The following is a 25,007-nucleotide window of genomic DNA, read 5'->3' on the forward strand; positions in this document are numbered from 1 at the left end:
CCTTCGATGCCTGCTGCATCAGAATGACGCGCCCAGCGGCGACGTCGTTGCGGCTTCGGCAAGCTTGTCCCAGGCGGGTGCCATTGCCTGGCGTACATCGGTATAGGCAGAAAAAAGCCGGTCGAATCGGGCAGCCTCGCTGGCATCCGGTGTTTCCGGATCGCCGAGCAGCGGCGTCACCCAGTCGGCAATGCAATCGTCCATGCTGGAATAGACGCCGACAGCCACCGCGGCCATCATCGCCACGCCGGCCGCCCCCGTCTCCTCGCGGCGCGACTGGCGGATCGGTGCGTTAACGGCGGCCGAGAGTGAGCGGCGAAGGGCGACGGAGCGTGTTGCCCCGCCCGTGACCCGCAGCTCTTCGGGCATCGCGCCCATCGCCGCGTAGCAGTCTCGGGTGGCAAGCCCCAACCCTTCGACCACGCCGCGCAGCAGATCGGGGAAGCCGTGACGCATCGAAAGCCCGGTGAAGCCCGCGCGCGCATTGGCGTTGACGAAAGGCCCACGTTCGCCCGCTTCGGAAATGTAGGGATGGTAAAGTACCGACCCAGGTCGGCTTTCTGCAAACCAGCCGTCGATGCGCGCAATGAGATCTGCATGCGAAGCAGGCTTGCCGGCCTCGGCCATCAGATAGGCGGCGACATCGAGGATCCAGTCGATGTTGATCGTGGCGCCCATATTCGTCTGGACCTGAGTGACGATGCCGGGGATAGGCAGGGCGATCACATAGCCGGTGCCCTCACGATTGAGCTGAACGTCGGCAACGGACTTGGCGCGCAAATGCACGCCGGTGGAGCCGATCGTCGAGCAGGCGGCGTTGCGAGCGCCGCTGCGAACGCCTGCACCAAGCGCCGTCATCACCATGTCGACATAGCCGAGGCAGACCGGCGTTCCGGCAAGAAGCCCGCAGGCCTTGGCCGCCTCCGATGTCAGCTTGTGGCTGATCTCGCTGCCGTCGATGATTTCGGGCAGGAGCCCGCGTCTGTGGTCAAGGCCGAGCGCGTCGATCACGACGGCATCATACCGGCGTGTTCTGAAATTGCCGAAGGTGAAACTCGCCTCGGACGGATCGGTCGCCCGCACGCCTGTGAGGTTGAGATAGAGCCAGTCCTTGCAGTGCAGCGCCGCCTCGGCCCGATCGAGAAGATCCGGCGTGAAGCGGTCCATATGGGCGAGTTGCGCGCCCTGCTGGCAAGTGTTGAGACCGGTGCCCGTCGCCTCGAAGCGGGCACGGTTCTGCGTTCCGCCGGCGAGCGACGTGACGGTGGGCGCGGCACGCGCGTCGAGCCACAGCCAGGCATCGGCAACCGGCCTATTGCCGCGGCCGACGAGCCAGGTGCCGTCGCCCTGTCCGGTGACGGCGATGGCTGCGGTGCGGGATGCGAGGTCGGGGACCTTTTCGCCGAGACCACGCAAGGCGCTGGCGCAATCGAGCCAGGTCTGATCCAGCGACTGCGTTGCCGAGCCATCGTCTCCGGTGGTGTATCTATTGCGAACGGAGGCCGTGGCAATCTGGCGTCCGGACAGATCGAAGGCGACGGCCTTGATGACCGAGGTCCCGGCATCTATGCCAATGATGATCTTCTGGGTCGATGTCATCGCAGGCCTATCTCGCCACCACCGCAAGCGCCGCGGTGGGCAATACGCGCATCAAATTCATCTGAAGTCCTCCCGATCCCTAAACTCTCTGGGATGATGCATCCGGCCGCCAACGTCGGCTCTTCCACGGGCATCGGCAAGCGCGCCGCCTTTGACAAATCCCAGATGGCGTGCAGCCGAAACCTCCTAAGCTCGCTCGAAAAGATAACATAAAGATACCACAATGCCAGTAAGATTTTTCTAGCGATGTAATTTTTTTCATCTAAAATAGAGCAGTAAGGAGTTTGCTTCCGCGCCGCCGCGCCAGCGGCGGGCGGCATCAAAAGCAGCAGCGCGTGCAATGTTCTGTCTGTCATATATTGCATTAAAAACAGATGGATGGCGCCACTATGCGGCTGAATGACAAATGTCAAAATGTCTGCATTTGCCGTCGCTTTTTGCTGCGCCGCAGCGTGATAAACAAGATGTGAGGTCGTGCATTTCAGTCGAGTTGCCGCGAAAGTGCCGTTGACAGCTTATAAAATATATAACATCATTTACGGCATAACTAACATACTTCTATCACGGAAGTGCGCTTCCTGATGGAGAATTTGCGGGCCTAGGCGGTTGGAGGAGACGGCCGCCGGTCTTGTTGAGGAGGATTCCAATGCGAATATTCGTTCAGAGTTGCGCTCTTGCGGGTGGCCCGCCGGTTTCTGTTCCGGTGCGGCGCAATGCTTCAGCCCGCCTGCGATCATCATCGCGCTAGCCCTCTCCATCTTGCCATTCCAAGCCAAAGGCCGTCCGGACATGAGTACCTCGCCCGATCATGCAGCATCAAAGCCGAGCAGCGGCAATCGCGGGCTCCTTGTCAGCGCGGCATTGGCGGTCATCGTCGTTGCAGCGATCGCGTTCGACACGACGGTGGTCAAGATCGGCTCCGAAAACGATGTCCGCCAGCAGGCATTCTCTCCGGAAACCTTCGGCGCAGAGCAGTTTCCGAAGATCAAGGCGAATGTCGAGGAGCGGGCCGTTGCGGCCGCCGATCTCGCGGCCGCCATTGCCGCCGACAAGAAGGCGGCGGCCGAGAAATACGGCACTGCGACGAGCACCGGACCGGTCATTCCCGTCACGCTGACCGGCGTTTTTGGCGCTCGCAAGTCGAACACCAGCGAAATGAAGATCGATGGATTGCCTCCCGAGACGGTGGTCCGTGTCCAGACCGGCCCTGCGGTCAACGGCACGGACCTCCGCGATGCAACCGGCACCATCGAATTCGGCCAGTTTACCAACCAGATCCAGTATCAGGATGCCGGCTCGGCCATCAATAACGAGATGAAGAAGGCGGTTTTCGCGGGCCTGGATGCTGACGCCCTGGACGGAAAGCAGGCGACCGTGGTCGGCGTCTTCAAGCTCATCAACCCGAAGAACTGGCTCGTCACGCCGGTGAAGGTCGAGCTCAAATGAACCAGCCGCAACGCAGCAACGGGGCGAAAGGCGAGGTGGTCCTCGCTGCCCGCAACATAGCAAAATCCTACGGCAGCGTTCACGCCCTCAAGGGAGTGAACTTCGACATCCATCGCGGCCAGGTCACAACGCTGTTCGGGGAGAACGGCGCGGGCAAGTCGACCTTGATGAAGATCCTTTCGGGTGTCGCGCAGCCAAGCTCCGGCGAGATCATTCTCGACGGCTCGCCGATCAGTTTTACCTCGTCGACCCATGCGCGCGAGTGCGGGATCTCCATCATCCACCAGGAGCTCAGCCTCGCCCCCAATCTCAGTGTCCGCGACAATATTTTCATGGGCCGGGAGATCATCAAGGGTGGTGTCGTCGACTTCGCTGAAGAGGCGCGGCAGACCCGCGCGCTGATGGAGGAACTCGAGGAAGACATCGATCCGCTGACGCGCGTCGAGGATCTTCGCCTCGGCCAGCAGCAGATCGTCGAAATTGCCCGGGCGCTCTCCGTCAATTCGCGCATCCTGATCATGGATGAGCCGACCTCGGCGCTGAGCGCGACGGAGGTGGAAGTCCTCTTCAAGGTCATCCACGACCTGACGAGCCGCGGCGTGTCGATCGTCTACATCTCGCATCATCTGGAAGAGGCGCTGCAGATCACCAATCACGCCGTCGTTCTGCGCGACGGAAACATGACGGCCTATGCAGAGCGCAAGGATATCGATCTCGAATGGATCGTCCGCAACATGGTCGGCGAAAATTTCGACCTCGGCAGCCCGCCGGAAGGTCACGCTTTCGGAAATGTCTCGCTTTCGATCGAAATTCTCAGTGTCCCCGGTCCGTCCGGCGCTGCCTATAATGCAGTCGATCGTCTGTCTCTCAAGGTGCGTGCCGGCGAGATTGTCTGCATCTACGGGCTGATGGGCGCCGGGCGCACCGAACTGCTCGAGTGTATTGCCGGACGTCTGCGCGCAAGTGGCGGACAGGTTCTGCTCGAAGGGCAGGACGTCAGTGGGCTCAGCATTGCCGGCCGCATTGCCAGCGGTCTCGTGCTTGTGCCGGAAGATCGCCAGCGCGACGGCCTCGTCCAGACGATGACGGTCGGCTCCAATCTGTCGCTTGCGAGTATCCGCGCTTTCACCAAGGGGCTTTTCACCTCCGGCCATCGCGAGCGTGATCTCGTCAATGACGCGATCCGACGGGTGCATGTGAAAACCGATGGCGGCGCAGCGTCGATCGGCTCGCTCTCCGGCGGCAACCAGCAGAAGGTCGTCATCGGCAAGATGCTGGCAACCCAGCCGAAGGTCATCCTGCTCGATGAGCCAAGCCGCGGCATCGACATCGGCGCCAAGGCGGAAGTATTCAAATTGCTCGCTGAACGCGCCAAGCAAGGATTGGCGGTCGTCTATTCGACGTCCGAAGTCAATGAATGCCTGAGCATCGCGCACCGCATCATCGTTATGCATCGCGGTAGGATTTCGGCCGAGTTCGGCTCGGATGTCACCAAGGAAAAGATCATGGCCGCCTCCGGCGAAGCCGTGGTCGCGCACTAGATCAGGATGATTTTAGGCCCGATCGACCTAAAATCTGAATCCTGATCTAAATCAAAGAAGTAGAGCATGATGTCGTCCGAAAACCGCGCACACTTTTCGGCATCATGCTCTAGCCTGGATTATGGAGCACTGATTATGTCAGTCACGAACGTCACCGAAAAGAAATCAGTTTCCAGCGGGCCGAAGCGCAATACCAATATCGTGCGTCTCATCCTGGAAGGCCGGGCCTTCTTCGCGCTGATCGTCATCATCGCGGTCTTCTCGTTCCTGTCGCCTTATTACTTCACGCTGAACAACTTCCTGATCATGGCGTCGCACGTCGCGATCTTCGGCATTCTGGCGATCGGCATGCTGCTCGTCATCCTGAACGGCGGCATCGACCTTTCGGTCGGCTCGACGCTTGGGCTTGCAGGCTGCATTGCCGGTTTCCTGATGCAGGGCGTCACGCTCACCTATTTCGGCGTCATCCTCTATCCGCCGGTCTGGGCCGTGGTCGTCATCACATGTGCGCTCGGTGCGCTGGTCGGTGCAGTCAACGGCGTGCTGATCGCCTATCTCAAGGTGCCGGCCTTCGTCGCTTCGCTCGGCGTGCTCTACGTGGCCCGCGGTATCGCGCTCTTGATGACCAACGGCCTGACCTACAACAATCTCGGCGGCCGTCCGGCACTTGGCAATACCGGCTTCGATTGGCTCGGCTTCAACCGCCTCGCAGGCATTCCGATCGGCGTCATCGTGCTTGCGGTTCTCGCCATCGTTTGCGGCATCGTGCTGAGCCGCACCGCCTTCGGCCGCTGGCTCTATGCCTCGGGTGGCAACGAGCGGGCCGCCGACCTCTCCGGCGTCCCGGTCAAGCGCGTGAAGATCATCGTCTATGTGCTTTCGGGCGTCTGCGCTGCGATCGCCGGCCTTGTCCTCTCCTCGCAGCTGACTTCAGCCGGTCCGACGGCAGGCACAACCTACGAACTGACGGCAATCGCAGCCGTGGTCATCGGCGGCGCGGCGCTGACCGGCGGCCGCGGTACGGTTCGCGGCACCATGCTCGGCGCCTTCGTTATCGGCTTCCTTTCGGACGGCCTCGTGATCATCGGCGTCTCGGCCTACTGGCAGACCGTATTCACCGGCGCTGTGATCGTTCTCGCCGTTCTTATGAACAGCATCCAATACGGCCGCCGGGTCAAATCGTCCTGACGGCTGAGACCGAAACTTATCCACGACGGCAGCCTGGAGTCTAGAAAGCCGATTGCGGAAAGCCCTGCCGGATCCCCGGCAATAACTAAGCTCACGAATGGGAGAGAGACTATGTTTAAGAAAGGCATGCGCATACTTCTGGCCGCCGCGGCCGTAGCACCGCTTCTTGCAAGCTCGGCTTGGGCAGCGGGCATGATGACGATCATCGTCAACGATCCGTCGAATCCCTATTGGCTGACGGAAGGCAATGTCGCCAAGGCAACTGCCGAGAAGCTCGGCTACACGGCCTCGGTCAACGCCCATAAGGGTGACACCAACACCGAAAGCAACCTGATCGATACCGCGATCACCAACAAGTCGGTGGCGATCATCCTCGACCCGGCAAACGCCGACGGTTCCGTCGGTGCGGTCAAGAAAGCCGTTGCTGCCGGCATCCCGGTCATCCTCGTCAACGCCGAAATCAACCAGGAAGGCCTGGCGAAGGCGCAGCTCGTTTCCAACAACGCACAGGGTGCCGCTCTCGGCGCGCAGCAATGGGTGGAAGCGATCGGCGACAAGGGCAACTATGCCGAACTCTTCGGCGCTCCGTCCGACAACAACGCGGCAACGCGGTCGAATGGCTACGAGACTGTCCTTTCGCAGTATCCGGATCTGAAGAAGGTCGCCAAGGAAGTTGCCAACTGGGACCGCACCCAAGGCCACAACAAGATGCAGTCCATGCTGCAGGCCAACCCGGATATCGTCGGCGTCATCTCGGGCAATGACGAAATGGCGCTCGGTGCAATCGCCGCGCTCAAGGAAGCCGGCAAGCTCGCCAATGTGAAGGTCGGCGGCTTCGACGGTTCGCCGGATGCCGTTGCTGCCATCAAGGCGGGCGAACTCCAATACACCGTCCTCCAACCGGTTGCCGTCTTCTCCGAAGAAGCCGTCAAACAGGCCGACAATCTCATCAAGACGGGTAACACCGGTGCCAAGAGCGAGAAGCAGCTCTTCGATTGCCTGTTGATCACCAAGGACAACATCGACAAGTACACCGGCCCGTTCGTTCTGGCGCAGTAAACGGAAGAGGGCGCTCGCAAGAGCGCCCTCATTTCATGCTGGAAGCGATAGCCGACGACCCAACCGCCGGTTGCGCTTCGCCTTTTTGCCTTGGCGCGGCAATCACTGTACGAAGCTGGGATCCATAATTCAGCGACAGGGGTGACCCGTGACACAGAAGACCAGCCGGGACGACGATCTGTTGGACCAGCTCACCAGCGACAGCCGGCAGACGCGCCAGATCGCGCGCCGCCGCATGATTGCAGAGGCCGTGATGGGTGAAGGCTCGATGCGGATTGAAGACCTGACCGACCGCTTTGGGATCAGCCTGATGACGGCTCACCGCGATGTCGATGAACTCGTCAGCCGCGGCCTCTTCAGGAAGACGCGCGGCATCGTCACGGCGGCGGCGACCAACCTTATCGAATCCAGCGACGTCTACCGCTCGAACCGTCAGTCGGCCGAAAAGAAGCTGATCGCCGAAGCGGCAATGCAGTTCGTCGAACCGGGGCAGGCGATCTTTTTCGATGACTCGACCACGGTTCTTCAGATGGCGGCGCATCTGCCGTCGAAGGCGCCGGTCACGGCAATCACCAATTCCCTGACCCTGATGAATGCGCTGACGGGCCTGCATGACGTGACGCTGCTCGCACTCGGCGGCCAGTATTACAATTGGTGCAATGCCTTCATGGGGCGCATGACCATCAACGAGATCAAGGCTCTCAGGGCAGATGTCGCGTTCATCTCGATGTCGGCGATCAGCGATGGCACGGTGCTGCACCAGTCTCCTGAGACAGTCGATACCAAGCGCGCCATGTTCGATTGTTCCGTAAAACGCATCCTGCTTGCCGATCATACCAAGTTCGATAGGCGTGCGCTCCACAGTTTCGCAGCACTGGATGAATTCGACGTCGTCATCGTCGACGACAAGACCCAGCCGGTGCACATCGACCGCATGCGGTCCAGAGATATCAATGTGGTCATCGCCAGGGGCGCCGGAGGGCGCTCCTGACGGAGCCGACCCGTTGCTCCTCATGAGGTAAACTTGAATGCCGACACTGCTCGGGATCGATAGTGGTTTGACAGTCACGAAGGCGGTCATCTTCGATATCGACGGCACGCCGCTTGCAGCCGCCCGGCGCCGCGTCACGCAGTTCATTCCGAAGGCACGCCATATCGAGCGCGACATGGATGAATTGTGGAACGCGACGGCCGATGCCATTCGCGAAGCGATTTCCCTCAGCGGACGACCGGCAAGCGACATAGAGGGCATTGCCGCTACCGCGCATGGAGACGGCATCTACCTGCTCGATCACGCCCGGAAGCCGCTTGGCCGGGCCATTCTCTCGCTGGACAGCCGGGCAGGGGCGATCGTCGACCGGTGGACGCAGAGCGATGTCGCCGACCTGGCGATCGAACTGACGGGACAGATCCCGCACGTCTCCGCGCCATCGGCATTGCTTGCCTGGATCCGCGACATGGAGCCTGAACGCTATAAGCGCATCGGCCATTTCTGCAGCTGCAAGGACTGGCTGCGGTTCTGCCTGACCGGGATCATCGGTACGGACCGCACCGAAGCCAGCACCTCCTTCACCAATGTCAAAACGCAGAACTACAGTGAAGACGCCCTGCAGCTGTTTGGATTGCAGGATCTCGTCCACGCCCTGCCGCCGGCCTCGCGCTCCGACCAGATCGTCGGACGCGTGACCCGTGAAGCCGCGCAGCTGACGGGCCTTGCCGAAGGGACGCCTGTCGTTGCCGGTCTGCACGACGTCACGGCCTCGGCGCTCGGGGCAGGGGGCTATGCCAAGGGCGTTGTCGCAGTCATTGCCGGAACCTATTCGATCAATGAGACGCTTTCGTCGGAACCGCGTGTCGACCGGCGCTGGTTCTGCCGTAACGGGATTGCACCCGGCATCTGGAACAGCATGTCGATCTCTCCGGCATCGACGGCCAATTACGACTGGTTTCTGGACACGCTCTGCGCTGCCGAACGGAAGAATGGCGAGGTGCAAGGCAACTCGATCCACGCCCTGCTGGCGCCCGAGATCGACGCCGCTTTCGAGCGCCCCTCGACGGCGCTCTTCCATCCCTATCTGTTCGGCTCGCCTTATGGCGCGGCAGCCAGCGCCGGCTTCTTCGGGCTCGGCGGATGGCACGACCGCGGCGACATGTTGCGCGCCGTGCTTGAGGGCATCGCTTTCAATCATCGCATCCATGTCGACGCGCTTCGCGACGGCTTTGCCTTCGATCAGGCGCGGCTCGCCGGTGGCGTCTCGCGCAATCCTGCCGTCGTGCAGATGTTTGCCGATGTGCTTGGCATGCCGGTCACGGTCACCGAGACGGATGAGGCGGCCGCCTGGGGTGCTGCGCTTTGTGCCGGGTCTGGCGCCGGGGTCTTCGCCGATCCGCAGAGCGATCCGCGCGACACGGCTTCCATCGCGAAGACTTGCCGGCCGGATGCGGCGCGCAGCGCGGATTATGAAAAGCGTTACCGGGTATTCCGCGACATTGCCGACGCGATGATCCCCCTTTGGCCTAGGATTGCCGCGCTTGCGCCGGAGCAATCGGCAAACTGAAAAGACAAATGCCTGCTGCGGCGGGCGATTGAGGACGATGAGCATGACCCCCGATTTGCAGCAGCGCTTCTCGAATCTCGGCGAGAACGATATCGACGTTTTGATCATCGGGGCGGGCATCAACGGTGCCGGCCTGTTCCGCGACCTCTCGCTACAGGGTGTCAATTGCCTGATCGTCGACAAGGCCGACTTTGGCTCCGGCACGAGCGCCGCACCATCGCGGCTCATTCACGGCGGCCTGAAATATCTGGAGACGGGTGAGTTCGGACTGGTGGCGCAGTCGACGCTTGAGCGCAACCTTCTGCTCAAGAACGCGCCGCATTGCGTCGAGCCGCTGCCGACCTTCATTCCGGTCTTTTCCTGGACCCGCGGCATCTGGGCCGCGATCCGGACGCTCCTTGGGTCGAAGACGGCGCCACGCAGCCGTGGTGCGGTTCTCATCAAGATCGGGCTTCGGCTCTACGACTTCTTCGGTTCGCGCGACCAAGTCATGCCGCGCCACCGGCTGATTCTGAAGAAACAGGCGCGCAGGGAAATGCCGCATATTACCCCCGCCATCGTCGCCGGCGGCATCTATTACGATGCCAAGATCAGCAGGCCGGAGCGGCTCGTCTATGAGCTCGTGCGTGATGGTCTCGACGCGAATGCGGGGAGCCTCGCGGCGAATTTCGCGACACTGGCCGCCGTTTCAGAAGGGCGTTTGTCCTTCCGGCAGCCTGATGGTCGCGTGTTCGGCGTCGCTCCCAAGCTGGTCGTCAATGCGGCAGGTCCCTGGATCGATCACGTCAACACATTGCTCGGCGCTCCATCGCGGCTGATCGGCGGCACGAAGGGTTCCCATATCCTGCTTGACCATCCCGAATTGGTGCGAAGCCTCAACGGCCACATGATCTATTTCGAGGCCGACGACGGCCGCATTTGCTTGGTCTACGACTATCTCGGGTTGGCACTGGTCGGGTCGACCGACATTCCGGCAGGTGATCCGGACAATGTTTCCTGCGAGGAGCCGGAAACCGAGTATTTCCTCGAAAGCATCCGCTCGCTGCTGCCGACGCTCCGCTTCCATCGCGATCAGATCGTTTACAGCTATAGCGGCGTCCGCCCGCTGCCGGCATCGGATGCGACCGCACCGGGGCTGATCAGCCGCGACCACTCCGCGCCGGTGAAGGAACCCGAGGACGGCAGACCGTTTCCGATCATTTCGCTGGTCGGAGGCAAGTGGACGACGTTCCGCGGCTTTGCGGAAGAGGTCGCCGACACCGTTCTCTCCCGGCTGCAACGCCGCCGCAGCCAGTCGACACGCTATCTCGCGATCGGCGGCGGCAAGGCCTTTCCGGCTGACGCTGAGCAGCGTAACGCCTGGATCAACGATGCCGCGGCGCGCGGCGGCGTTGCTGCCGCGCGTGCCGACGAACTGCTCGGCCGCTACGGCACGACGGCTGTGGCCCTGCTTTCTTCTCCTTCAGCCTATTCCGACGAGCAGCGCCTGACGGGTGCGCCGCATTACAGCCTCCGCGAGATCGACTGGATCGCCCGGAACGAAATCGCCGTCCATCTGTCGGACATCGTGATGCGCCGCACGACGCTTGCGATCGAGGGTCGGTTGACGCTGGAAGGCTTGCGGGAAATCACCGGCGTTGCCGAGGCAGCGCTCGGCTGGAGTGCCGAACGCACGGCAAGCGAAATCCAGGAGGTTCTCAGCCAGCTGAGCCGTTTCCACGGCCAAACGCTGACGGGCAAGCCTGCCGCCGCCGAGCCGGAAAAGGCCGCACGCCCGGCCTCAGGCTAACCCAGTTTCAGGAGAAAGCCGGATCGAGGGAACCGGATTTATAACGCTTCGCCATTTCCGAAACGGGAAGGGGCGTGATGCGGCCGGCCATGCCGGCAGTGCCGAACTGTTCGAACCGCTCCTTGCAGAGCTTGGTCAGCGCCGTCATTGCCGGCTTCAGATATTTGCGCGGGTCGAACTCGCTTGGGTCCTCCTGCAGCACGCGGCGGATCTGACCGGTCATCGCCATTCTGCCATCGGTGTCGATATTGACCTTACGCACGCCGTTCTTGATGCCGCGCTGGATTTCCTCGACCGGGACTCCCCATGTCGGCTTCATCTGGCCGCCATACTTGTTGATGATCTCCTGCAGCTCGATCGGGACCGAGGACGAGCCATGCATGACAAGATGCGTGTTCGGGAGCTTACGGTGGATTTCTTCGATGACGTTCATCGCCAGCACCGAACCGTCCGGCTTGCGGGTGAACTTGTAGGCGCCGTGCGATGTGCCCATAGCGATGGCGAGCGCATCGACCTTGGTTTCGCGCACGAACTTCACGGCCTCGTCCGGATCGGTCAGCAATTGGTCATGCGAAAGCTTGCCCTCGGCGCCGTGGCCGTCCTCGGCCTCGCCCATGCCGGTCTCCAAGGAACCGAGAACGCCGAGTTCGCCTTCCACCGAGATGCCGCCGAAATGCGCCATATCCGTCACCATCTTGGTGACACCGACATTATAGGCCCAGTCGGCGGGCGTCTTGGCGTCCGCCTGCAGCGAACCATCCATCATCACCGAGGTGAAACCCGCCTGGATCGCCGTCATACAGTTGGAGGGATCGTTGCCGTGATCGAGATGCACGCAGACCGGAATATGCGGATAGATTTCGACGACGGCATCCATCATGTGCTTCAGCATGATATCATGGGCGTAGGCACGGGCTCCGCGCGACGCCTGCATGATAACCGGCGCCTGACACGCGTCCGCGGCCTCCATGATGGCGAGCGCCTGCTCCATGTTGTTGATGTTGAAAGCAGGAACGCCGTAGCCTTCCTCCGCAGCATGGTCGAGCAGTTGCCTCAGCGTAATGCGTGCCATCCAAGATTCCCCCATATCGATGGTCGATCGAAACGCCGCCACCTCTTCGAAACTAGAGCCCGGGCGTCAGCCGTTCAAGCGTCTTATTTTAATAGGCAAAATGGCATAGGAGGAGGAATGTAACAAGCAATAATAACAATATCACAACCAGTATGATATTTCTCAAGAGTCATTTCGCATGCGTGAGCCGAATGAAATTCAGGCCTGTGCTGAAGAGACGGGGCGTCATGCCCCTTGCCGGCTATGGCGAGGACTGTTCAGCCAGACACCCGTGCGGCCGCTGGCTGTTATGGCCTGTGGTTGATGGCAGTCGGCCAACAGTGGAATCCGGAATATCCGGCACTGGATCATATGAGACCGTATTGTTCCGCCTTGTTGCGCAGGAACGGCAGGCCTTTGCCCATGACCTCTTCCATATCGCGTGCAACGGGGCGCCAGACGGCCAAGCCATAGGCGACCTCAGGTGGCATGTTGATGAAGCTTTCCATCGCAAGTCCGCCCTTGAAGCCGATTGCGGCGAGGGCGGCATAGATCGCATCCCACGGGATGTTGCCGTAGCCCGGCGTGCCGCGGTCGCTTTCGGAAAGATGGATGTACTTGAGGTGATCGCGGGCGATCAGGATGCCGTTGGCCGCACCCTTCTCCTCGATATTCATGTGGTAGGTGTCGAGGTGCACGAAGATGTTATCCGCACCGACTCGCTCCACCATGTCGACGGCCTGCTGCGCCGAATTGATCAGGTGGTTCTCATAGCGGTTCACGGCCTCGACGCCGAGCTGGATGCCGCACTTCCTCGCATGTTTTGCCGCCGCGTCGAGCACCTTGGCGATGTTGTCGTATTCGCCTTGCGTCGGCGGCACGCCGGTGCGTTCGCCGATGCCGCCGAAGATGACGCCCGAGAGCGCCTCTGCGCTCATCTCCGCGGTCTTTTCGATCGCGATCTTCAGGTGCTCGATCGCCGCATCCGGTCGGACGGAAGCCCAGGCATGTTCCGGCAGGCCGAGCGAGCAGACGGCGCGCAGCTTGTGCTTTTCAAGCAGGTCGCGGGTGTGTTTGGCATCGATGGCCGGCGCATTGAGCAACGCGATCTCGATGAAATCCATCTTGTAGTGCACGGCTCCGGCAATCGCCTTCTCGGCGCCTGCGCGGTCCCAGATCATGGTCCACATGCTGGTGTGAACGCCGAAACCTTCCATGGTCATATCTCCAATGAAAGAACGCAAGGGGGCAGAACACCACCATTTGGCGGCTTTTCCTTGGGTTCGGTTAAGTTTTGACCGGCATTCGTGCCGATCGGCAAAGTCTCTCTTTCCGCCGGACAGATCGCTTTGCTGTCCTTCGGTTCTGAACCAGTCTCCAATGCGTGACCTTGATGCCGCTCTTGGCTTCGGTCACAGAGTGGCGTTCGGCTCCCGGTTTCCCATTCTCCTAGAGGAGCGCAGCCCAGTCCTGCCGAGCTCGCTAAACGACCATTAGGACAACCGGGATATCGTCGCGCCTTCCATTGTGGCGGTGCCGCGCGGCTCGTAGGCGCGCTGGTCACGCAGGATCTGGAAGGCGATCGTCAAAAGCTTGCGCGCGATGGCAACCCGCGCCTTGTTTATGCCTTTGATCTTCAGATGCTCGTATTGGGCGCGCAGCTGTGGATCGCTGGCGATGGCAGGGGTTACCGCCTCGACGAAGGCCCAGCGCAGCCACTTGTTGCCCTGCTTGATGATCTTGCCGTGGAAGGTCTTGCCGCCGGAGGAATAGGTCGACGGCACAAGCCCGGCATAGGCGGCAAGCTTCTTCGGGTGGCGGAACCGCGATATGTCGTCGATCTCCGCATCGATCAGCCGGGCGAAGAACTCGCCGATGCCGGGGATCGTCTTCAACAGCTTGACGTTGGCATTGGCCTTGGTCATCGCCCGGATCGTTGCTTCCGACTGCTTGATCCGCATGTCGATGTCGCCGATGAAGGCGAGACCACGGTCAATCTGGATGCGGTCGATCTCAGAGACGTTCACTTGAGCCAATTGGACGCGGCCGGCCTTGCCGAACAGATCACCGAGCTTCTTCAACTGCGCCGTCTGCTCCGGATAGCGGTCGAACACCGTGACGATCCGGTTCTTGGTCATCGTGCGAAGGCGCACGTAAAACATCCGCTCGCGCAGCGCGACGCGAAGATCCCGCGATCTCTCGCTTGGCGCCCAGGCTTCGGGTACCAGGTCGGCTCTAAGCAGATGTGCCAGAACCGTCGCGTCGATCTTGTCGGTCTTGATCTTGGCGTCGGCGATCGCCTTGACCTTCAGCGGATGGGCGAGAACGACATCATCACAAATGTCGTCGAGCCAGTCGTACATCACCATCCAGTTGCGCGTCGCCTCGACAACCGCATGCGAGTTCTCCCGATAGCGTTCGAGAAACCCGCCGAGCGACTGTCGGTCGTTCTTCACCCGGCCGGATCTCAGCGTCTTGCCGCTGCTGTCCTGAACCACCAGGTGGCTATAGGATTTGTGGTAGTCGACCCCGATATGGTATTCATAAGAGGCAGTCATGCTTCCAACTCCCTTATTGAGATCTTCGAAACCCCAATAGGATAAGCCGAAAGGCTGGAAGTGTGACTGTCCCTCGATCATCATCTGCATCTCAGTGATCCGTTCTCTCAACGGGCGCGGCCTTTTTCATGCCACCTCCTATTTCACAATTCTGATGATCTTGGCCGAGAGCCACCGCAGCACCATCACGACGATGAGCAGGATGCCCCAGACGGCAGTGGTGAGATGCTGGTTGGCGCCGAGCAGGTTGAGCCCCGAAGAGAGAAGCTGCAGCACGATGAGCGCCACGAAGACTGGCAGGACGCGGCCGAAGCCGCCGAAGGGATTGATGCCGCCGAGGAAGCAGGCGAGCACGGTGATCAGCAGATAGGATTCGCCGTGGCCGACGCGCACCGAATTGAAGCGGGCAAGCATGATGATGCCGGCAACCGCCGCCATCACGCCGGAGAGCATGTAGACCAGCACCAGGACCTTGCGGGTGTTGATGCCGGAATAGCGGGCAGACTCGATATTGGAGCCGATCATATAGGTGGAAAAGCCGAGCTTGGAGCGCGAGAGCAGGATGTGGCTGGCGATCACACAGGCGATCAGGATCAGCAACGGGACGGGGATGCCGAGGATGCTGCCGTGGCCGATCGGAGCGATGAAGGTGGGGAAGCCCGAGATATCGCCGCCGCGCGTCAGGAACTCGCCGAGGCCGCGCAGGAAGATCATCATCGACAGCGAAACGAGGATCGGATGGGCGCGGGTAAAGGCGATGACGAGGCCCATGACCAGACCGCTGGCCGCGCCGAAGGCAAGCGCCAGCAACGAGCCGAGCAGAAAGGCGCCCGGGCCGGCATCGATGCCGCCATTGGCCTGCAGCGTCCAGGCGAGCGTCAGGCCGGCGATGTTGGCGGTGAAGGTGATCGCAAGGTTGAGGCCGCCGGTGAGGATCGGCATCAGCATGGCAAGCGTCAGGACGCCAAGCTCGGGAAGCTGAAAGGCAACCGATCCGAAGGTCGCGCCCGTCAGAAAATGCGGCGAGGCGAAACCGAAGACGACAAGCACCGCCGCCAGCGCGGCGAGGGGACCGGCCATGTCGGCCCCGAAGATGGCGTTGAAGCGGGCGGCGAGCGCGTTCATCAGCTCTCTCCCCTGTCTGCAGGCCTGCCGCCGGTCAATTTGCGGGTCGCAAACACCGGCACCAGATTGCCGATGCGGGCGCTCGACAAGGTGATCGCAACGAGGATGATCGCGCCGACGATCATCTTGAAGGCGAAGGGCGAGACGCCCATCAGGTTGAGGCCGTTCTGGGTGATCGAGACGAGCAGTACGCCCAGCACGCAACCGAGCACCGAGCCCTTGCCGCCGCCCAGCCGCGCGCCGCCGAGCACCACCGCAGCCAGGACATCGAGCTCGCGGCCATAAAGTGCGTTCGGCACGACCTCCTGCGCATAATGCGCCTGCATGAGACCGGCGATGCCCGCCATCAATCCAAGCCAACCGAAGGCGATGAACTGCATGGCGCCGATATTGATGCCGAAGCGGCGCGCCCCTTCCGGATTGTCGCCAAAGGCATAGAGCTGGCGGCCAGTGGTCGTGCGGGTAATGAAGAGCCAGGTGGCGAGCGTGCAGACGCCCATGACGACAACCGGCAAGGTGATCTCAGCCCAGCTCCCATCGGCCATTTCGCGCTCATAGATGATGACGCGGGTCGTCAGCCAGTCGGGCAGATTGTAGATCGACACGCCCTTGGTGAAGAACATCAGCAGGCCGAAATAAACGTTGAAGGTCGCGATCGTCGCGACGATCGAGATAATCCGGAAGCGGTGGATCAGGAAGGCGTTGATCATCCCGAGCACCATCCCGATACCGGCCGCGATCAGCAGACCGGACACCCAGCCGCCGCCGCCGATCCGCTCAAGCGCCAGTGCAGTGACATATTGCACGATCGAGGCGGCGACGGCGAAGGAGATGTCGATGCCGCCTGATATCAGCACCACGAGCAGGCCGACGGCAAAAATGATGTTGACCGCGCTGATATTGAGCAGGTCGAACCCATTGCCGAGCGTGAAGAAGCGGTCGGTCGTAAAAGCGAGGACAACACTCATCGCGATGATGACCGCAAACAAGACGAATTCAGTCGTGTAGGCCACGAACAGCTTACGCATAGACCGTCGCCTCCAGGTCCTTCAGTGTGGTCGCGCGCGGGTCGTGCCAGCCGGCGATGCGCCCCTTTTCCATATGGATGATCCGGTCGGCGTTGAAATAGACTTCCGGCACCTCGTCCGAGATGAGGATGATCGCAAGCCCCGCCTCGGCGAGGCGGGCAACGATTTCGAAAATGCCGGCGCGCGCGCCGACATCGACGCCGACCGTGGGCGCATCGAGGATCAACACTTTTGGATCGGTGGCGAGCCATTTGGCGATCGCGACGCGCTGCTGGTTGCCGCCCGAAAGCGTCGAGATCGCATCGTCCTGCTTGCCGATCCTGATGCCGAGATCGGCGATCCAGCGCGCGACCAGCGAGCCTTTCTTCTCCGGTGAAATAAGCCGGCCGCTCAGGATGCGGTTAAGCGAGGCCATGACCAGATTGTCGGCGATGGATTGCGGCTGGTTGAGACCGAGCGAAAGGCGGTCTTCGGAGAGATAGGCGACGCCTGATGTGATCGCCTCGCGATTGGAGGCAAAGCGCACAGCTCTTCCCTCCAGCACGATCGTGCCGGCTGCGGGCCGGCGCATGCCGAACAGCGTCAGCGCAAGCTCGGTGCGCCCTGCGCCGAGCAGGCCGGTGATCCCGAGCGTTTCGCCACGGCGCAGATCGAAGGAAATGTCCTCGAACTCGCCAGGCCGGGAAAGCTTGCTGACGGAGAGCAGGACTGGGTTCTGCGATACGTTGCGGGCGCGAACGTTCTGGTCGAAGGTGCGGCCGGTCATTAGCTCGGTGATCTTAGACTGGGTCATGCCCTCCACCGGATAGACCCCGACCAGCGCGCCATCGCGCAGCACCGTGATGCGCGAGGAGATGTCCAGCACTTCCGCAAGACGATGGCTGACGAAGACCACGGCAACGCCCGAGGCCGACAGCGTGCGCACGATCGCCAGCAGATGATCGGTCTCCGACTGGGTGAGGGAGGCGGTCGGCTCGTCCATGAAGACGATCCGGGCCTCTCCGACCAGCGCGCGGGCAATGGCGACGATCTGGCGCTGAGCGATGGCGAAGTCCTTGAGGGGTCTGTCGACGTCGAGGGTGACGCCGAGCCGGGCGAGTGCTTCCTCGGCAATTCTACGAATCTCGGCATAGTTGACGAAGCGCGGGCGCGAACCGGAAAGGGTCTGGAAGGCGATATTCTCAGCCACGCTCATTTCCGGAAAAAGCGCGAGGTCCTGCCAGATGATCTGGATGCCGCGGGACTGGGCCATGCCAGGCGTCATGTGGGATATCGTCTCACCGTCGAAGACGATCTCGGCGCCGTCTGCAGGCCGATAAACGCCGGAGATCACCTTGATCAACGTGCTCTTGCCGGATCCATTCTCGCCGGCGAGGCAATGCACTTCGCCGGGCAAGACTTCGAAGGAGACGTTTTTCAGCGCCTTCACACCACCGAATGTCATGTTGATGCCGCGAAGCGAAAGAAGCGGCTGCGCCTTCACACCATCATCCGTTGCCGTGCTCATGCCGGTTGCCTGTCCAGTCGAATGCCATGAAAGGTCAATGGTCCGGCCATGGCCGGATACCGCTCTCTTTCCCGAACGCCGGGCCGGTCGACATGGACCAGCCCGACACCCGGGGAGGGGGCCTCTTCAGAGGCCCATTGCGGCCAGGTCGTCGACCGTATCCTTGTTGATCGGCAGCAGTTGATCGACGATGATGTCGTTACCAACAGGCTTGATCACCCCGAGACCCGGAATGTCATCACCTTCCTTGATGCTTTCGCCCTTGATCAGGCGATCGGCGAGCGTGACGAAGACTTCGCCGGCCTGTTTCGGATTCCACATGAAGCCGCCCGATATCGCATCGGACTTGATCAGCTTCTGGCCCTGGCCGGGCGAGAACGGGCCGAGCACGAAGATTTTGCCCGTCTTGCGGCGTTCCTCGATGGCGCGCCCAGCGCCGATCGGACCCTGGCTGCCGAAGGCGAGGAAGCCGGTCAGATCCGGATGCGCGGCAATGAGATCGAGCGCCGTCGAGCGGCTCTTGTCGACGTCTTCCGCCACGCCGTAGCGCTCGCCGACGAGCTTCATGTCCGGGTAATTCGCCTTGATATAGGCGATTGCGGCATCCGCCCAGGCGTTGTGGAGCGGCACGGTCAACGAACCGACGAAGACGGCATATTCACCCTTGCCGCCCATTTTCTCGGCGAGCAGCTTGCCATGCGCTTCACCGAAGCCGGTGGCCGATGCGAGTTCGAAATTCCAGTCGGCGCCCTTCTGCGAGGGTGATTCATGCGTAATGACCTTGATGCCGGCGGCTTGCGCCTTGGTGAGCACGGGCTCGAGCACCTTTGCATCGTTCGGAACCACACCAATGACTTTGACGCCTTGGGCAATCAGATCCTCGATGGCGCGCACCTGCAGCGCCGGGTCGGCGCTGGTCGGGCCGATCATGAAGGCATCGACGCCTAATTTCTGGCCCTGTTCCTTGATCCCGGCTTCCATCGCGTTGAACCAGGGAATGCCGCCGATCTTGACGACAACGCCGACCTTCGGCGCGTCCTGCGCAAACGCGACCACCGCCCCGGCAAGCGACAGCGATGCGGCAAGTGCCGCTACGATAAGGCTCCTCATCCTCACTCCTCCTCAAAGGTCGCTCATACGAACGACGACCACCGGCCGGTTTGCGGCAGGTTGTTCCTGGTTGCTTCTTGGCGAGGGAATACCCTTGCCTCCCATCTCGCCTCCTCCGGCGAACCATCTTTGCACAATCGATCTTTCTTTTTTGCACAATCGATGGTGCAATGACTATCGATCAAGGCAGGGCTTTCGTCAAGAGGGGTTTGTTTCTAAGGGAAGCGACAAAGGAAAGGCGAGATATGACCGACATCGGCAAGAAGAAGGCGACGATCTACGATCTCTCGATGCTATCGGGTGCGTCGCCTTCGACCGTGAGCGCCGTGCTGAACGGAAGCTGGCGGAAGCGGCGTATCAAGGAGGCGACGGCGCAGCTCATTCAGAACCTGGCAAATGAGCACGGCTATACGGCAAACCTGCAGGCCCGTGGCCTGCGTTCGTCCCGCTCCGGTCTCGTCGGTCTTCTGCTGCCGGTGCACGACAACCGCTATTTCTCCTCCATGGCGCAGTCTTTCGAGGCGCAGGTGAGAAGCCGCGGCCAGTGCCCTCTCGTCGTCAGTGCCTGTCGCGACCCGGAGGAGGAGCGCAAGGTCGTCGAGACGCTGATCTCCTATTCGATCGACGAGCTTTTCATCGCCGGCGCAACCGATCCGGATGGTGTGCACAAGGTTTGCGAAAAGGCAGGGCTGAAGCACGTCAACATCGATCTGCCGGGCACGCTGGCGCCGTCGATCATCAGCGACAATCATGAAGGTGCGCGCATGCTGACACAGGCGATCATCGAACGCGCGCAAGAAGATGGCCCGCTTTCACCCGACGATCTGTACCTGTTCGGCGGCCGCAACGACCATGCCAGCCATGAACGAATTCGCGGTTTCCGCGACGTAAAGCGCGCATTGCTGGGCGCGGATCCGGACGTCTGTATCCAGCCGACCGGCTACTCCCCCGCCATGACTGCCCGCGCCTTCGAAGCCTTCTACGAAGGCCACGGAAAGCTGCCGCGCGCATTCTTCGTCAATTCCTCGATCAACCTCGAAGGGCTGATGCGCTTCCTCGCGCTGCACCCGCATGAGACCTTCGCCGATATCATCGTCGGCTGCTATGACTACGATCCCTTCGGCTCCTTCCTGCCTTTCCCCGTCTTCATGATCCGGCAGGACAGCGAGGCGATGATCACCAAGGGGTTTGCGATCCTCGATACGGATCGCGGCCCGCCAATCACGCATCTGGTGCGGCCGACACTCGTGCCACCGCGCACGGCGCTGACCGGCCCACTCGATGCGCTGAGGGATATCGAGTAGCGTCCTGCTTCGTCGGAGACGCTGGGCTGACGGAGCAACGGACTGTTTGATGCCGATCGTGTTGGCATCGACACCTGCCTTATCGGATCTAGCTTTCTGTGATGCGGCGATCTTCATCGGAGCCGACGGAGAGCTGCTTCCAGTCCAGGTCTTCCTGCAGCTCGAGATATTGCGTCGCGCCGATCTGATCCGTGTCGCGCAATTCCTCAAGGCGCTGGCGCTGGGCGAGGACGGCGGCGATCGTCAGGTCGCGGCGGCGATCGTGCGGCGAGGTCTTGATTGCATCGCTTGATGCGGCCCAATGTTCCTTGCAGATCGTCCGGATCGCTTCGGCCTCAGTGCCGTCTTCCTTCTCAAGCCGCTGAAATGCGGCTTCGGCGAGCGATCTTCGGGCCGCCTTGAGTTCATCGCGGACTTCTGCCTGACGACCGAGTTTCAGGAGATGGATCATCGGTGCCAAGGTCGCCCCTTGGATGACCAGGGTTGCGAGCACCACCGAGAAGGCCGTGAGCACGACCAGGTCTCGTTCCGGAAAGTCGGCGGGGAGCGCGAAGGCGGTCGCCAGCGTAACGAGGCCGCGCATGCCGGCCCAACCCACCAGCAATGTCTCGCCGGATGTGAAAGGCGCCAATTCATTGCCTCTTCGGTGGCGAGACGCGACGACGGCGTGAAGCAGGAACGCCATCGCCATTCGCGCCAGTATGACGCCGACCACCACGATGGCGGCAAATCCCATCGCCCGCTGAAGCTCTTCAGCCGACATCGTCTCGAGGATGCGACGCGCCTGCAGCCCCATCAGCAGGAAAGCCACCACGTTCAACAGGAAGACGACAGTCGTCCAGACCGCGAAGGAATGCACCCGCATCCGCGGCGAATCCTTGACCGAAGAGAGGGTGGCGATCGTCATTGCGCTCGCTACGGTGGCAAGGACGGCCGACAGGTGCAGATGTTCGGCGATCAGCCAGGTCGAAAAAGCGTAGACGAACTGAAGCAGGGTCCCACCAACCGTATTTTCGGTTATCGGCCGAAGCCGCGAGACGAAATAGCCGAAGACGATGCCGAACAGGATCCCTCCAGGTGCGGCGAACCCCACCTGAAGCGCCGTCCCGGCATCCAGCCCACCCCGCGCCTGGACAGTGAGCGCAGCCCCGAAAAGCAGCAGCGCGGTCGCATCGTTGAACAGGCTTTCTCCCTTGAGCAGGGCATCCACACGGCGGGCGACGGGCAAATTGGAAAGGACTGCGGTGGCGGCTGCGGCATCGGGCGGCGCAACGATTGCGCCGAGTGTGACCGCAACCGCAATCGAAAGCCCGACCGTCAGCATGCTAATCGACACCACCACGCCTGTCGTGACGAGAACGGCAACAACAGCATAGAAGAACAAAGGCAGCAGCATGCGCCGCGCCGCGCCCACCGGGAAATCATAGGCCGAATCGACAAGGACCGGCGCGATGAACAGAGCGAGCGCCGTCGGCGGATCGATGGGGATCGTGGGCGCGCCGGGCAACATCGCCACGGCGACGCCGGCGGCAGCCAGAATGCCGGGGTAGGGAAGGCGCATGCGACGTGTGACCTGCAGCAGCAGGATGGCAACCGCCAGCAATGCAACGAGTGTTTCGAAGAACGTCATTTCAGCATACTAGCAGGCTTTCGAGCGCATTGAAGCGGGTGCAGCCCCGATGTAAAGCTTGTGTCGTATCAAGCTGCTGATGCAGCGGCGGAGGGCGATCATGGACTACGAGGTTGCGATTGTCGGCGCCGGCGCGGCCGGCATTGCAGCAGCAAAAAGCCTGGCCGATGCCGGCCGCTCGGTCATCATCCTGGAGGCCAGCAACCGCGTTGGCGGACGAGCCTGGACAATCGAATTGACCGGAATGCCGCTGGATATGGGGTGTGGCTGGCTGCATTCTGCCGAGCGCAATCCTCTCGTCGCCATCGGCCGTACCGCCGGGTTCAACATCGAGCGCGGAACTACGGCGTGGCAGAGCCAGTGGCGCGATCTCGGTTTCACGCAGGATGAGCGCGCGGCGGCGGCGGCGGCTTGGACCGCGCTTGAGGAGCGGATGCGGGCCAGCCCCCCCGCGAGCGACAGGGCGTCGGACGCGCTGGAGCCTGACGGCAAATGGAACGCCTACTGCCAGTCGCTCAGCGGATATCTGAACGGCGCATCGCTGGATCGGCTGTCGGTCGCTGATTTTCTTGCCTATGACAATGCGGCGACCGACGCCAATTGGCGGGTGCACGAAGGCTATGGAAGCCTGATCAGCGCGGTCGTTCCGACCGTCGCCTTGCGCCTCGCGTCTCCCGTTCGACGCGTGGCATTGATAGGGAGCGGCGTTCAGCTGGAGACCGACCGCGGTCCGGTCAAAGCAGCTGCCGCGATCATCACATCATCGACCACCGTTCTGGCCCGCGGAGCCATTGACTGCGGCCCGAAGGCCGACGATCACCTCCACGCCGCAAGTCAGCTGCCGCTTGGCCTCGCCGACAAGCTGTTTTTGGAACTCCATGGTAATCATGGTCTCGAGCCGGAAACCCATCTGCTCGGCGACCCGCAAAATGCCGAGACCGGCAGCTATTATATCCGGCCATTCGGCCGGCCGATCATCGAAGGCTTCTTCGGCGGAAACGGCGCTGTCGTCATCGAGCGCGCGGGTTTGGTGGAGGCATTTGCCTTCGCACTCGACCAGCTTTCATCACTGCTCGGCAGCAACATCCGCCGCCACCTGCGGCCCCTGGCAGCCTCTTCCTGGTGTCGTACCGATTGGATAGGCGGCTCCTACAGCCATGCGCTGCCCGGCCATGCCGGCGCACGCGCAGTCCTGGCGCGCCCGGTCGGCGACCGGCTGTTTTTCGCCGGCGAGGCGACGCATCAATCCGACTTTTCGACTGCGCATGGCGCATGGGAAAGCGGGTTGCGGGCCGCCGACCAGGCTGCAGCTGTTCTAACACCCTCGTGATATAGCGTGCATCTGGTGATCCACAGCGCACTTGCCGACCATCACCAGTTGGCAGAATTTCATGATTTGCCCGGTTCGGATTGTTTATGTGCAACTATAGATCGGGCAAAGCCGCCGACCGTACGGCGGTCAATGTCCGTCGGGCGACAGTGGAAGAGGACGGAGGCACCGAGCTTGTTAGCAATCGCGCCGACCGGATCGCCGTTCGAAAGACGGCTTTCACGCAACTCCAAGCCCAGATTGGCGCAGAGCGAGAGCGTGCCGCGAACGACGCAGGCCTTGGCCTGCCTGCTGCTCATCGGGTAGAAGGCGAGCAGCGCCGAGCCGCCCATCTTGACGGTGGCGGCACGTGCCAGGCGCTCCGTCCAGGCATTGCTGACCGTTTCGATCACCAATGCGTTGCCCGTGTCGTCGCAGAGAACCTTGGGCGTGGCGGAGTTGCCTAGTGAACGTTACCATCTGCAGCTCCGGATAGGCAAAGGCCGAGGGCATGTCACTTGCGGCGTAGTCATAGTCGCAAATATCAATCACGAAACTCTGACAAAGGCCAGCGGCAGATCCGGCTTAGACGCCCCTGAACGTTCTGTTGGCTGAGCTCGACCAACGATTACAGCGATCCTGAAGGAGATACTCCATGCTCAAGCCCGTCCCACTTCTTGTCGTAGGAGTGGTTTCAGTTCTGGCCTCATGCAGTGCCGATACTGCTTCGACAACGCCGCGCAAAGGGCCGTGCAATGCTGACGCCGCCCAAAGCCTCATTGGCAAGCCAAAGCCGACAGACGTCGAGGCGATGCGGATCACGAACTCGAAGACCGTTCGCCAGATCGAGCCGGGTCAGATGGTGACCCATGACTTCAGAGAGGACCGGGTGACGATCGAGACCGATCCTGCGTCCGGTCGGGTTGTTGGAGCCAGGTGCGGCTAAGACGCCTCGATCGCTGCAACGCCGCCAGAAAAAGGGCCAGCGGAGAGCCGCGGCCCTTGAGATGTGAAGGTCAAAACCTCCAGAGGGGAACAGCCGAGAGCGAGCTTTAGGATTTGCTGCTTTTGATCGCGCCGTGTTTGATTGGTTCATCAAATGTCGCCTCCTAAACAGAAGGCCGACAGCAACTTCCAGACCATTAGGTTCTATGCTTCCCGCGCGGATCCTGCCCGATGCACGGCAACACGGCTTCAAGAAGGAT

The 25,007-nt window shown here is 61.6% G+C and carries 21 protein-coding genes; 10 read left to right on the plus strand and 11 right to left on the minus strand.

What is annotated here, in order from left to right; all coding sequences use genetic code 11:
• Positions 1-18 precede the first annotated feature (18 nt).
• Positions 19-1,599, minus strand: coding sequence for an FGGY-family carbohydrate kinase (locus FY112_RS31595; RefSeq protein ID WP_246700804.1), 1,581 nt, complete (start codon positions 1,597-1,599; stop codon positions 19-21).
• A complete protein-coding gene (locus tag FY112_RS37070; RefSeq protein WP_179039242.1) occupies positions 1,596-2,012 on the minus strand; it encodes a hypothetical protein in 417 nt (138 codons plus the stop codon). Before FY112_RS37070 ends, FY112_RS31595 begins: the two co-directional genes overlap by 4 nt.
• A gap of 376 nt (positions 2,013-2,388) precedes the next feature.
• Here FY112_RS37070 and FY112_RS31605 point away from each other — a divergent pair, with 376 nt between their 5' ends.
• The 7 genes from FY112_RS31605 (at position 2,389) to FY112_RS31635 (ending at position 11,180) form a co-directional block, all read left to right on the plus strand.
• Positions 2,389-3,045 carry a DUF2291 domain-containing protein gene (locus FY112_RS31605; protein ID WP_151520164.1) on the plus strand — a complete coding sequence of 219 codons (657 nt, stop codon included), beginning with the start codon at positions 2,389-2,391 and terminating at the stop codon, positions 3,043-3,045.
• Positions 3,042-4,586, plus strand: coding sequence for a sugar ABC transporter ATP-binding protein (locus FY112_RS31610; RefSeq protein WP_151520165.1), 1,545 nt, complete (start codon positions 3,042-3,044; stop codon positions 4,584-4,586). Before FY112_RS31605 ends, FY112_RS31610 begins: the two co-directional genes overlap by 4 nt.
• A 135-nt stretch (positions 4,587-4,721) precedes the next feature.
• Entirely contained in the window at positions 4,722-5,774 is a 1,053-nt protein-coding gene (locus FY112_RS31615) for an ABC transporter permease (RefSeq protein ID WP_151520166.1), read from the plus strand.
• Positions 5,775-5,885: 111 nt separating this feature from the next.
• The gene (locus tag FY112_RS31620) at positions 5,886-6,833 is read left to right on the plus strand and encodes a D-ribose ABC transporter substrate-binding protein (protein WP_003550839.1); all 948 of its coding nucleotides are present in this window, start codon (positions 5,886-5,888) and stop codon (positions 6,831-6,833) included.
• A gap of 148 nt (positions 6,834-6,981) precedes the next feature.
• A complete protein-coding gene (locus FY112_RS31625; protein ID WP_017956523.1) occupies positions 6,982-7,824 on the plus strand; it encodes a DeoR/GlpR family DNA-binding transcription regulator in 843 nt (280 codons plus the stop codon).
• 37 nt (positions 7,825-7,861) lie between these two features.
• Positions 7,862-9,391 (plus strand): FGGY-family carbohydrate kinase, encoded by a 1,530-nt coding sequence (locus FY112_RS31630; RefSeq protein WP_151520167.1) that lies wholly within the window; start codon positions 7,862-7,864, stop codon positions 9,389-9,391.
• A 37-nt stretch (positions 9,392-9,428) separates the two neighbouring features.
• Entirely contained in the window at positions 9,429-11,180 is a 1,752-nt protein-coding gene (locus tag FY112_RS31635) for a glycerol-3-phosphate dehydrogenase/oxidase (protein ID WP_151520168.1), read from the plus strand.
• Positions 11,181-11,187: 7 nt separating this feature from the next.
• Here the strand turns inward: FY112_RS31635 and fba are convergent, their stop codons facing one another.
• The 7 genes from fba to FY112_RS31670 all read right to left on the minus strand — a co-directional run bounded on the left by fba (position 11,188) and on the right by FY112_RS31670 (position 19,559).
• A complete protein-coding gene (fba, locus tag FY112_RS31640; protein ID WP_151520169.1) occupies positions 11,188-12,252 on the minus strand; it encodes a class II fructose-bisphosphate aldolase in 1,065 nt (354 codons plus the stop codon).
• A 347-nt stretch (positions 12,253-12,599) separates the two neighbouring features.
• Positions 12,600-13,448 carry a sugar phosphate isomerase/epimerase family protein gene (locus FY112_RS31645; RefSeq protein ID WP_151520170.1) on the minus strand — a complete coding sequence of 283 codons (849 nt, stop codon included), beginning with the start codon at positions 13,446-13,448 and terminating at the stop codon, positions 12,600-12,602.
• Between the two features lie 276 nt (positions 13,449-13,724).
• On the minus strand, positions 13,725-14,789 hold the full coding sequence (locus FY112_RS31650) for an IS110 family transposase (protein ID WP_151520171.1): 1,065 nt from the start codon (positions 14,787-14,789) through the stop codon (positions 13,725-13,727).
• Between the two features lie 138 nt (positions 14,790-14,927).
• The gene (locus tag FY112_RS31655; protein WP_151520172.1) at positions 14,928-15,914 is read right to left on the minus strand and encodes an ABC transporter permease; all 987 of its coding nucleotides are present in this window, start codon (positions 15,912-15,914) and stop codon (positions 14,928-14,930) included.
• Entirely contained in the window at positions 15,914-16,942 is a 1,029-nt protein-coding gene (locus FY112_RS31660) for an ABC transporter permease (RefSeq protein WP_151520173.1), read from the minus strand. Before FY112_RS31660 ends, FY112_RS31655 begins: the two co-directional genes overlap by 1 nt.
• Positions 16,935-18,449 (minus strand): sugar ABC transporter ATP-binding protein, encoded by a 1,515-nt coding sequence (locus FY112_RS31665; RefSeq protein ID WP_151520174.1) that lies wholly within the window; start codon positions 18,447-18,449, stop codon positions 16,935-16,937. Before FY112_RS31665 ends, FY112_RS31660 begins: the two co-directional genes overlap by 8 nt.
• A gap of 126 nt (positions 18,450-18,575) precedes the next feature.
• Positions 18,576-19,559, minus strand: coding sequence for an autoinducer 2 ABC transporter substrate-binding protein (locus FY112_RS31670; RefSeq protein WP_151520175.1), 984 nt, complete (start codon positions 19,557-19,559; stop codon positions 18,576-18,578).
• 245 nt (positions 19,560-19,804) lie between these two features.
• On the opposite strand from FY112_RS31670, the gene FY112_RS31675 reads away from it, so the two are divergent.
• The gene (locus FY112_RS31675) at positions 19,805-20,863 is read left to right on the plus strand and encodes a LacI family DNA-binding transcriptional regulator (RefSeq protein WP_094088129.1); all 1,059 of its coding nucleotides are present in this window, start codon (positions 19,805-19,807) and stop codon (positions 20,861-20,863) included.
• A gap of 88 nt (positions 20,864-20,951) precedes the next feature.
• Here FY112_RS31675 and FY112_RS31680 read toward each other — a convergent pair whose 3' ends face one another.
• Entirely contained in the window at positions 20,952-22,493 is a 1,542-nt protein-coding gene (locus tag FY112_RS31680; protein ID WP_151520176.1) for a cation:proton antiporter, read from the minus strand.
• 79 nt (positions 22,494-22,572) lie between these two features.
• On the opposite strand from FY112_RS31680, the gene FY112_RS31685 reads away from it, so the two are divergent.
• Positions 22,573-23,823 (plus strand): NAD(P)/FAD-dependent oxidoreductase, encoded by a 1,251-nt coding sequence (locus FY112_RS31685; protein WP_151520207.1) that lies wholly within the window; start codon positions 22,573-22,575, stop codon positions 23,821-23,823.
• Positions 23,824-23,882: 59 nt separating this feature from the next.
• Here the strand turns inward: FY112_RS31685 and FY112_RS31690 are convergent, their stop codons facing one another.
• Complete coding sequence (locus FY112_RS31690) at positions 23,883-24,215, minus strand: DUF917 family protein (RefSeq protein WP_246700806.1); 333 nt, start codon at positions 24,213-24,215, stop codon at positions 23,883-23,885.
• A 242-nt stretch (positions 24,216-24,457) separates the two neighbouring features.
• On the opposite strand from FY112_RS31690, the gene FY112_RS31695 reads away from it, so the two are divergent.
• On the plus strand, positions 24,458-24,748 hold the full coding sequence (locus FY112_RS31695; RefSeq protein ID WP_131620663.1) for an I78 family peptidase inhibitor: 291 nt from the start codon (positions 24,458-24,460) through the stop codon (positions 24,746-24,748).
• Positions 24,749-25,007: the final 259 nt, after the last annotated feature.

Source organism: Rhizobium sp. PEPV16, from assembly GCF_008919455.1.
GTDB classification, from domain to species: Bacteria; Pseudomonadota; Alphaproteobacteria; order Rhizobiales; family Rhizobiaceae; genus Rhizobium; species Rhizobium leguminosarum_Q.

What these genes read in the sequence shown, in the direction of transcription:
- FY112_RS31595 (WP_246700804.1), bottom strand. Translation starts at nt 1,599, where the DNA reads ATGACATCGACCCAGAAGATCATCATTGGCATAGATGCCGGGACCTCG.
- FY112_RS31605 (WP_151520164.1), top strand. Translation starts at nt 2,389, where the DNA reads ATGAGTACCTCGCCCGATCATGCAGCATCAAAGCCGAGCAGCGGCAAT.
- FY112_RS31610 (WP_151520165.1), top strand. Translation starts at nt 3,042, where the DNA reads ATGAACCAGCCGCAACGCAGCAACGGGGCGAAAGGCGAGGTGGTCCTC.
- FY112_RS31615 (WP_151520166.1), top strand. Translation starts at nt 4,722, where the DNA reads ATGTCAGTCACGAACGTCACCGAAAAGAAATCAGTTTCCAGCGGGCCG.
- FY112_RS31620 (WP_003550839.1), top strand. Translation starts at nt 5,886, where the DNA reads ATGTTTAAGAAAGGCATGCGCATACTTCTGGCCGCCGCGGCCGTAGCA.
- FY112_RS31630 (WP_151520167.1), top strand. Translation starts at nt 7,862, where the DNA reads ATGCCGACACTGCTCGGGATCGATAGTGGTTTGACAGTCACGAAGGCG.
- FY112_RS31635 (WP_151520168.1), top strand. Translation starts at nt 9,429, where the DNA reads ATGAGCATGACCCCCGATTTGCAGCAGCGCTTCTCGAATCTCGGCGAG.
- fba (WP_151520169.1), bottom strand. Translation starts at nt 12,252, where the DNA reads ATGGCACGCATTACGCTGAGGCAACTGCTCGACCATGCTGCGGAGGAA.
- FY112_RS31645 (WP_151520170.1), bottom strand. Translation starts at nt 13,448, where the DNA reads ATGGAAGGTTTCGGCGTTCACACCAGCATGTGGACCATGATCTGGGAC.
- FY112_RS31650 (WP_151520171.1), bottom strand. Translation starts at nt 14,789, where the DNA reads ATGACTGCCTCTTATGAATACCATATCGGGGTCGACTACCACAAATCC.
- FY112_RS31655 (WP_151520172.1), bottom strand. Translation starts at nt 15,914, where the DNA reads ATGAACGCGCTCGCCGCCCGCTTCAACGCCATCTTCGGGGCCGACATG.
- FY112_RS31660 (WP_151520173.1), bottom strand. Translation starts at nt 16,942, where the DNA reads ATGCGTAAGCTGTTCGTGGCCTACACGACTGAATTCGTCTTGTTTGCG.
- FY112_RS31665 (WP_151520174.1), bottom strand. Translation starts at nt 18,449, where the DNA reads ATGAGCACGGCAACGGATGATGGTGTGAAGGCGCAGCCGCTTCTTTCG.
- FY112_RS31670 (WP_151520175.1), bottom strand. Translation starts at nt 19,559, where the DNA reads ATGAGGAGCCTTATCGTAGCGGCACTTGCCGCATCGCTGTCGCTTGCC.
- FY112_RS31675 (WP_094088129.1), top strand. Translation starts at nt 19,805, where the DNA reads ATGACCGACATCGGCAAGAAGAAGGCGACGATCTACGATCTCTCGATG.
- FY112_RS31680 (WP_151520176.1), bottom strand. Translation starts at nt 22,493, where the DNA reads ATGACGTTCTTCGAAACACTCGTTGCATTGCTGGCGGTTGCCATCCTG.
- FY112_RS31685 (WP_151520207.1), top strand. Translation starts at nt 22,573, where the DNA reads ATGCAGCGGCGGAGGGCGATCATGGACTACGAGGTTGCGATTGTCGGC.
- FY112_RS31695 (WP_131620663.1), top strand. Translation starts at nt 24,458, where the DNA reads ATGCTCAAGCCCGTCCCACTTCTTGTCGTAGGAGTGGTTTCAGTTCTG.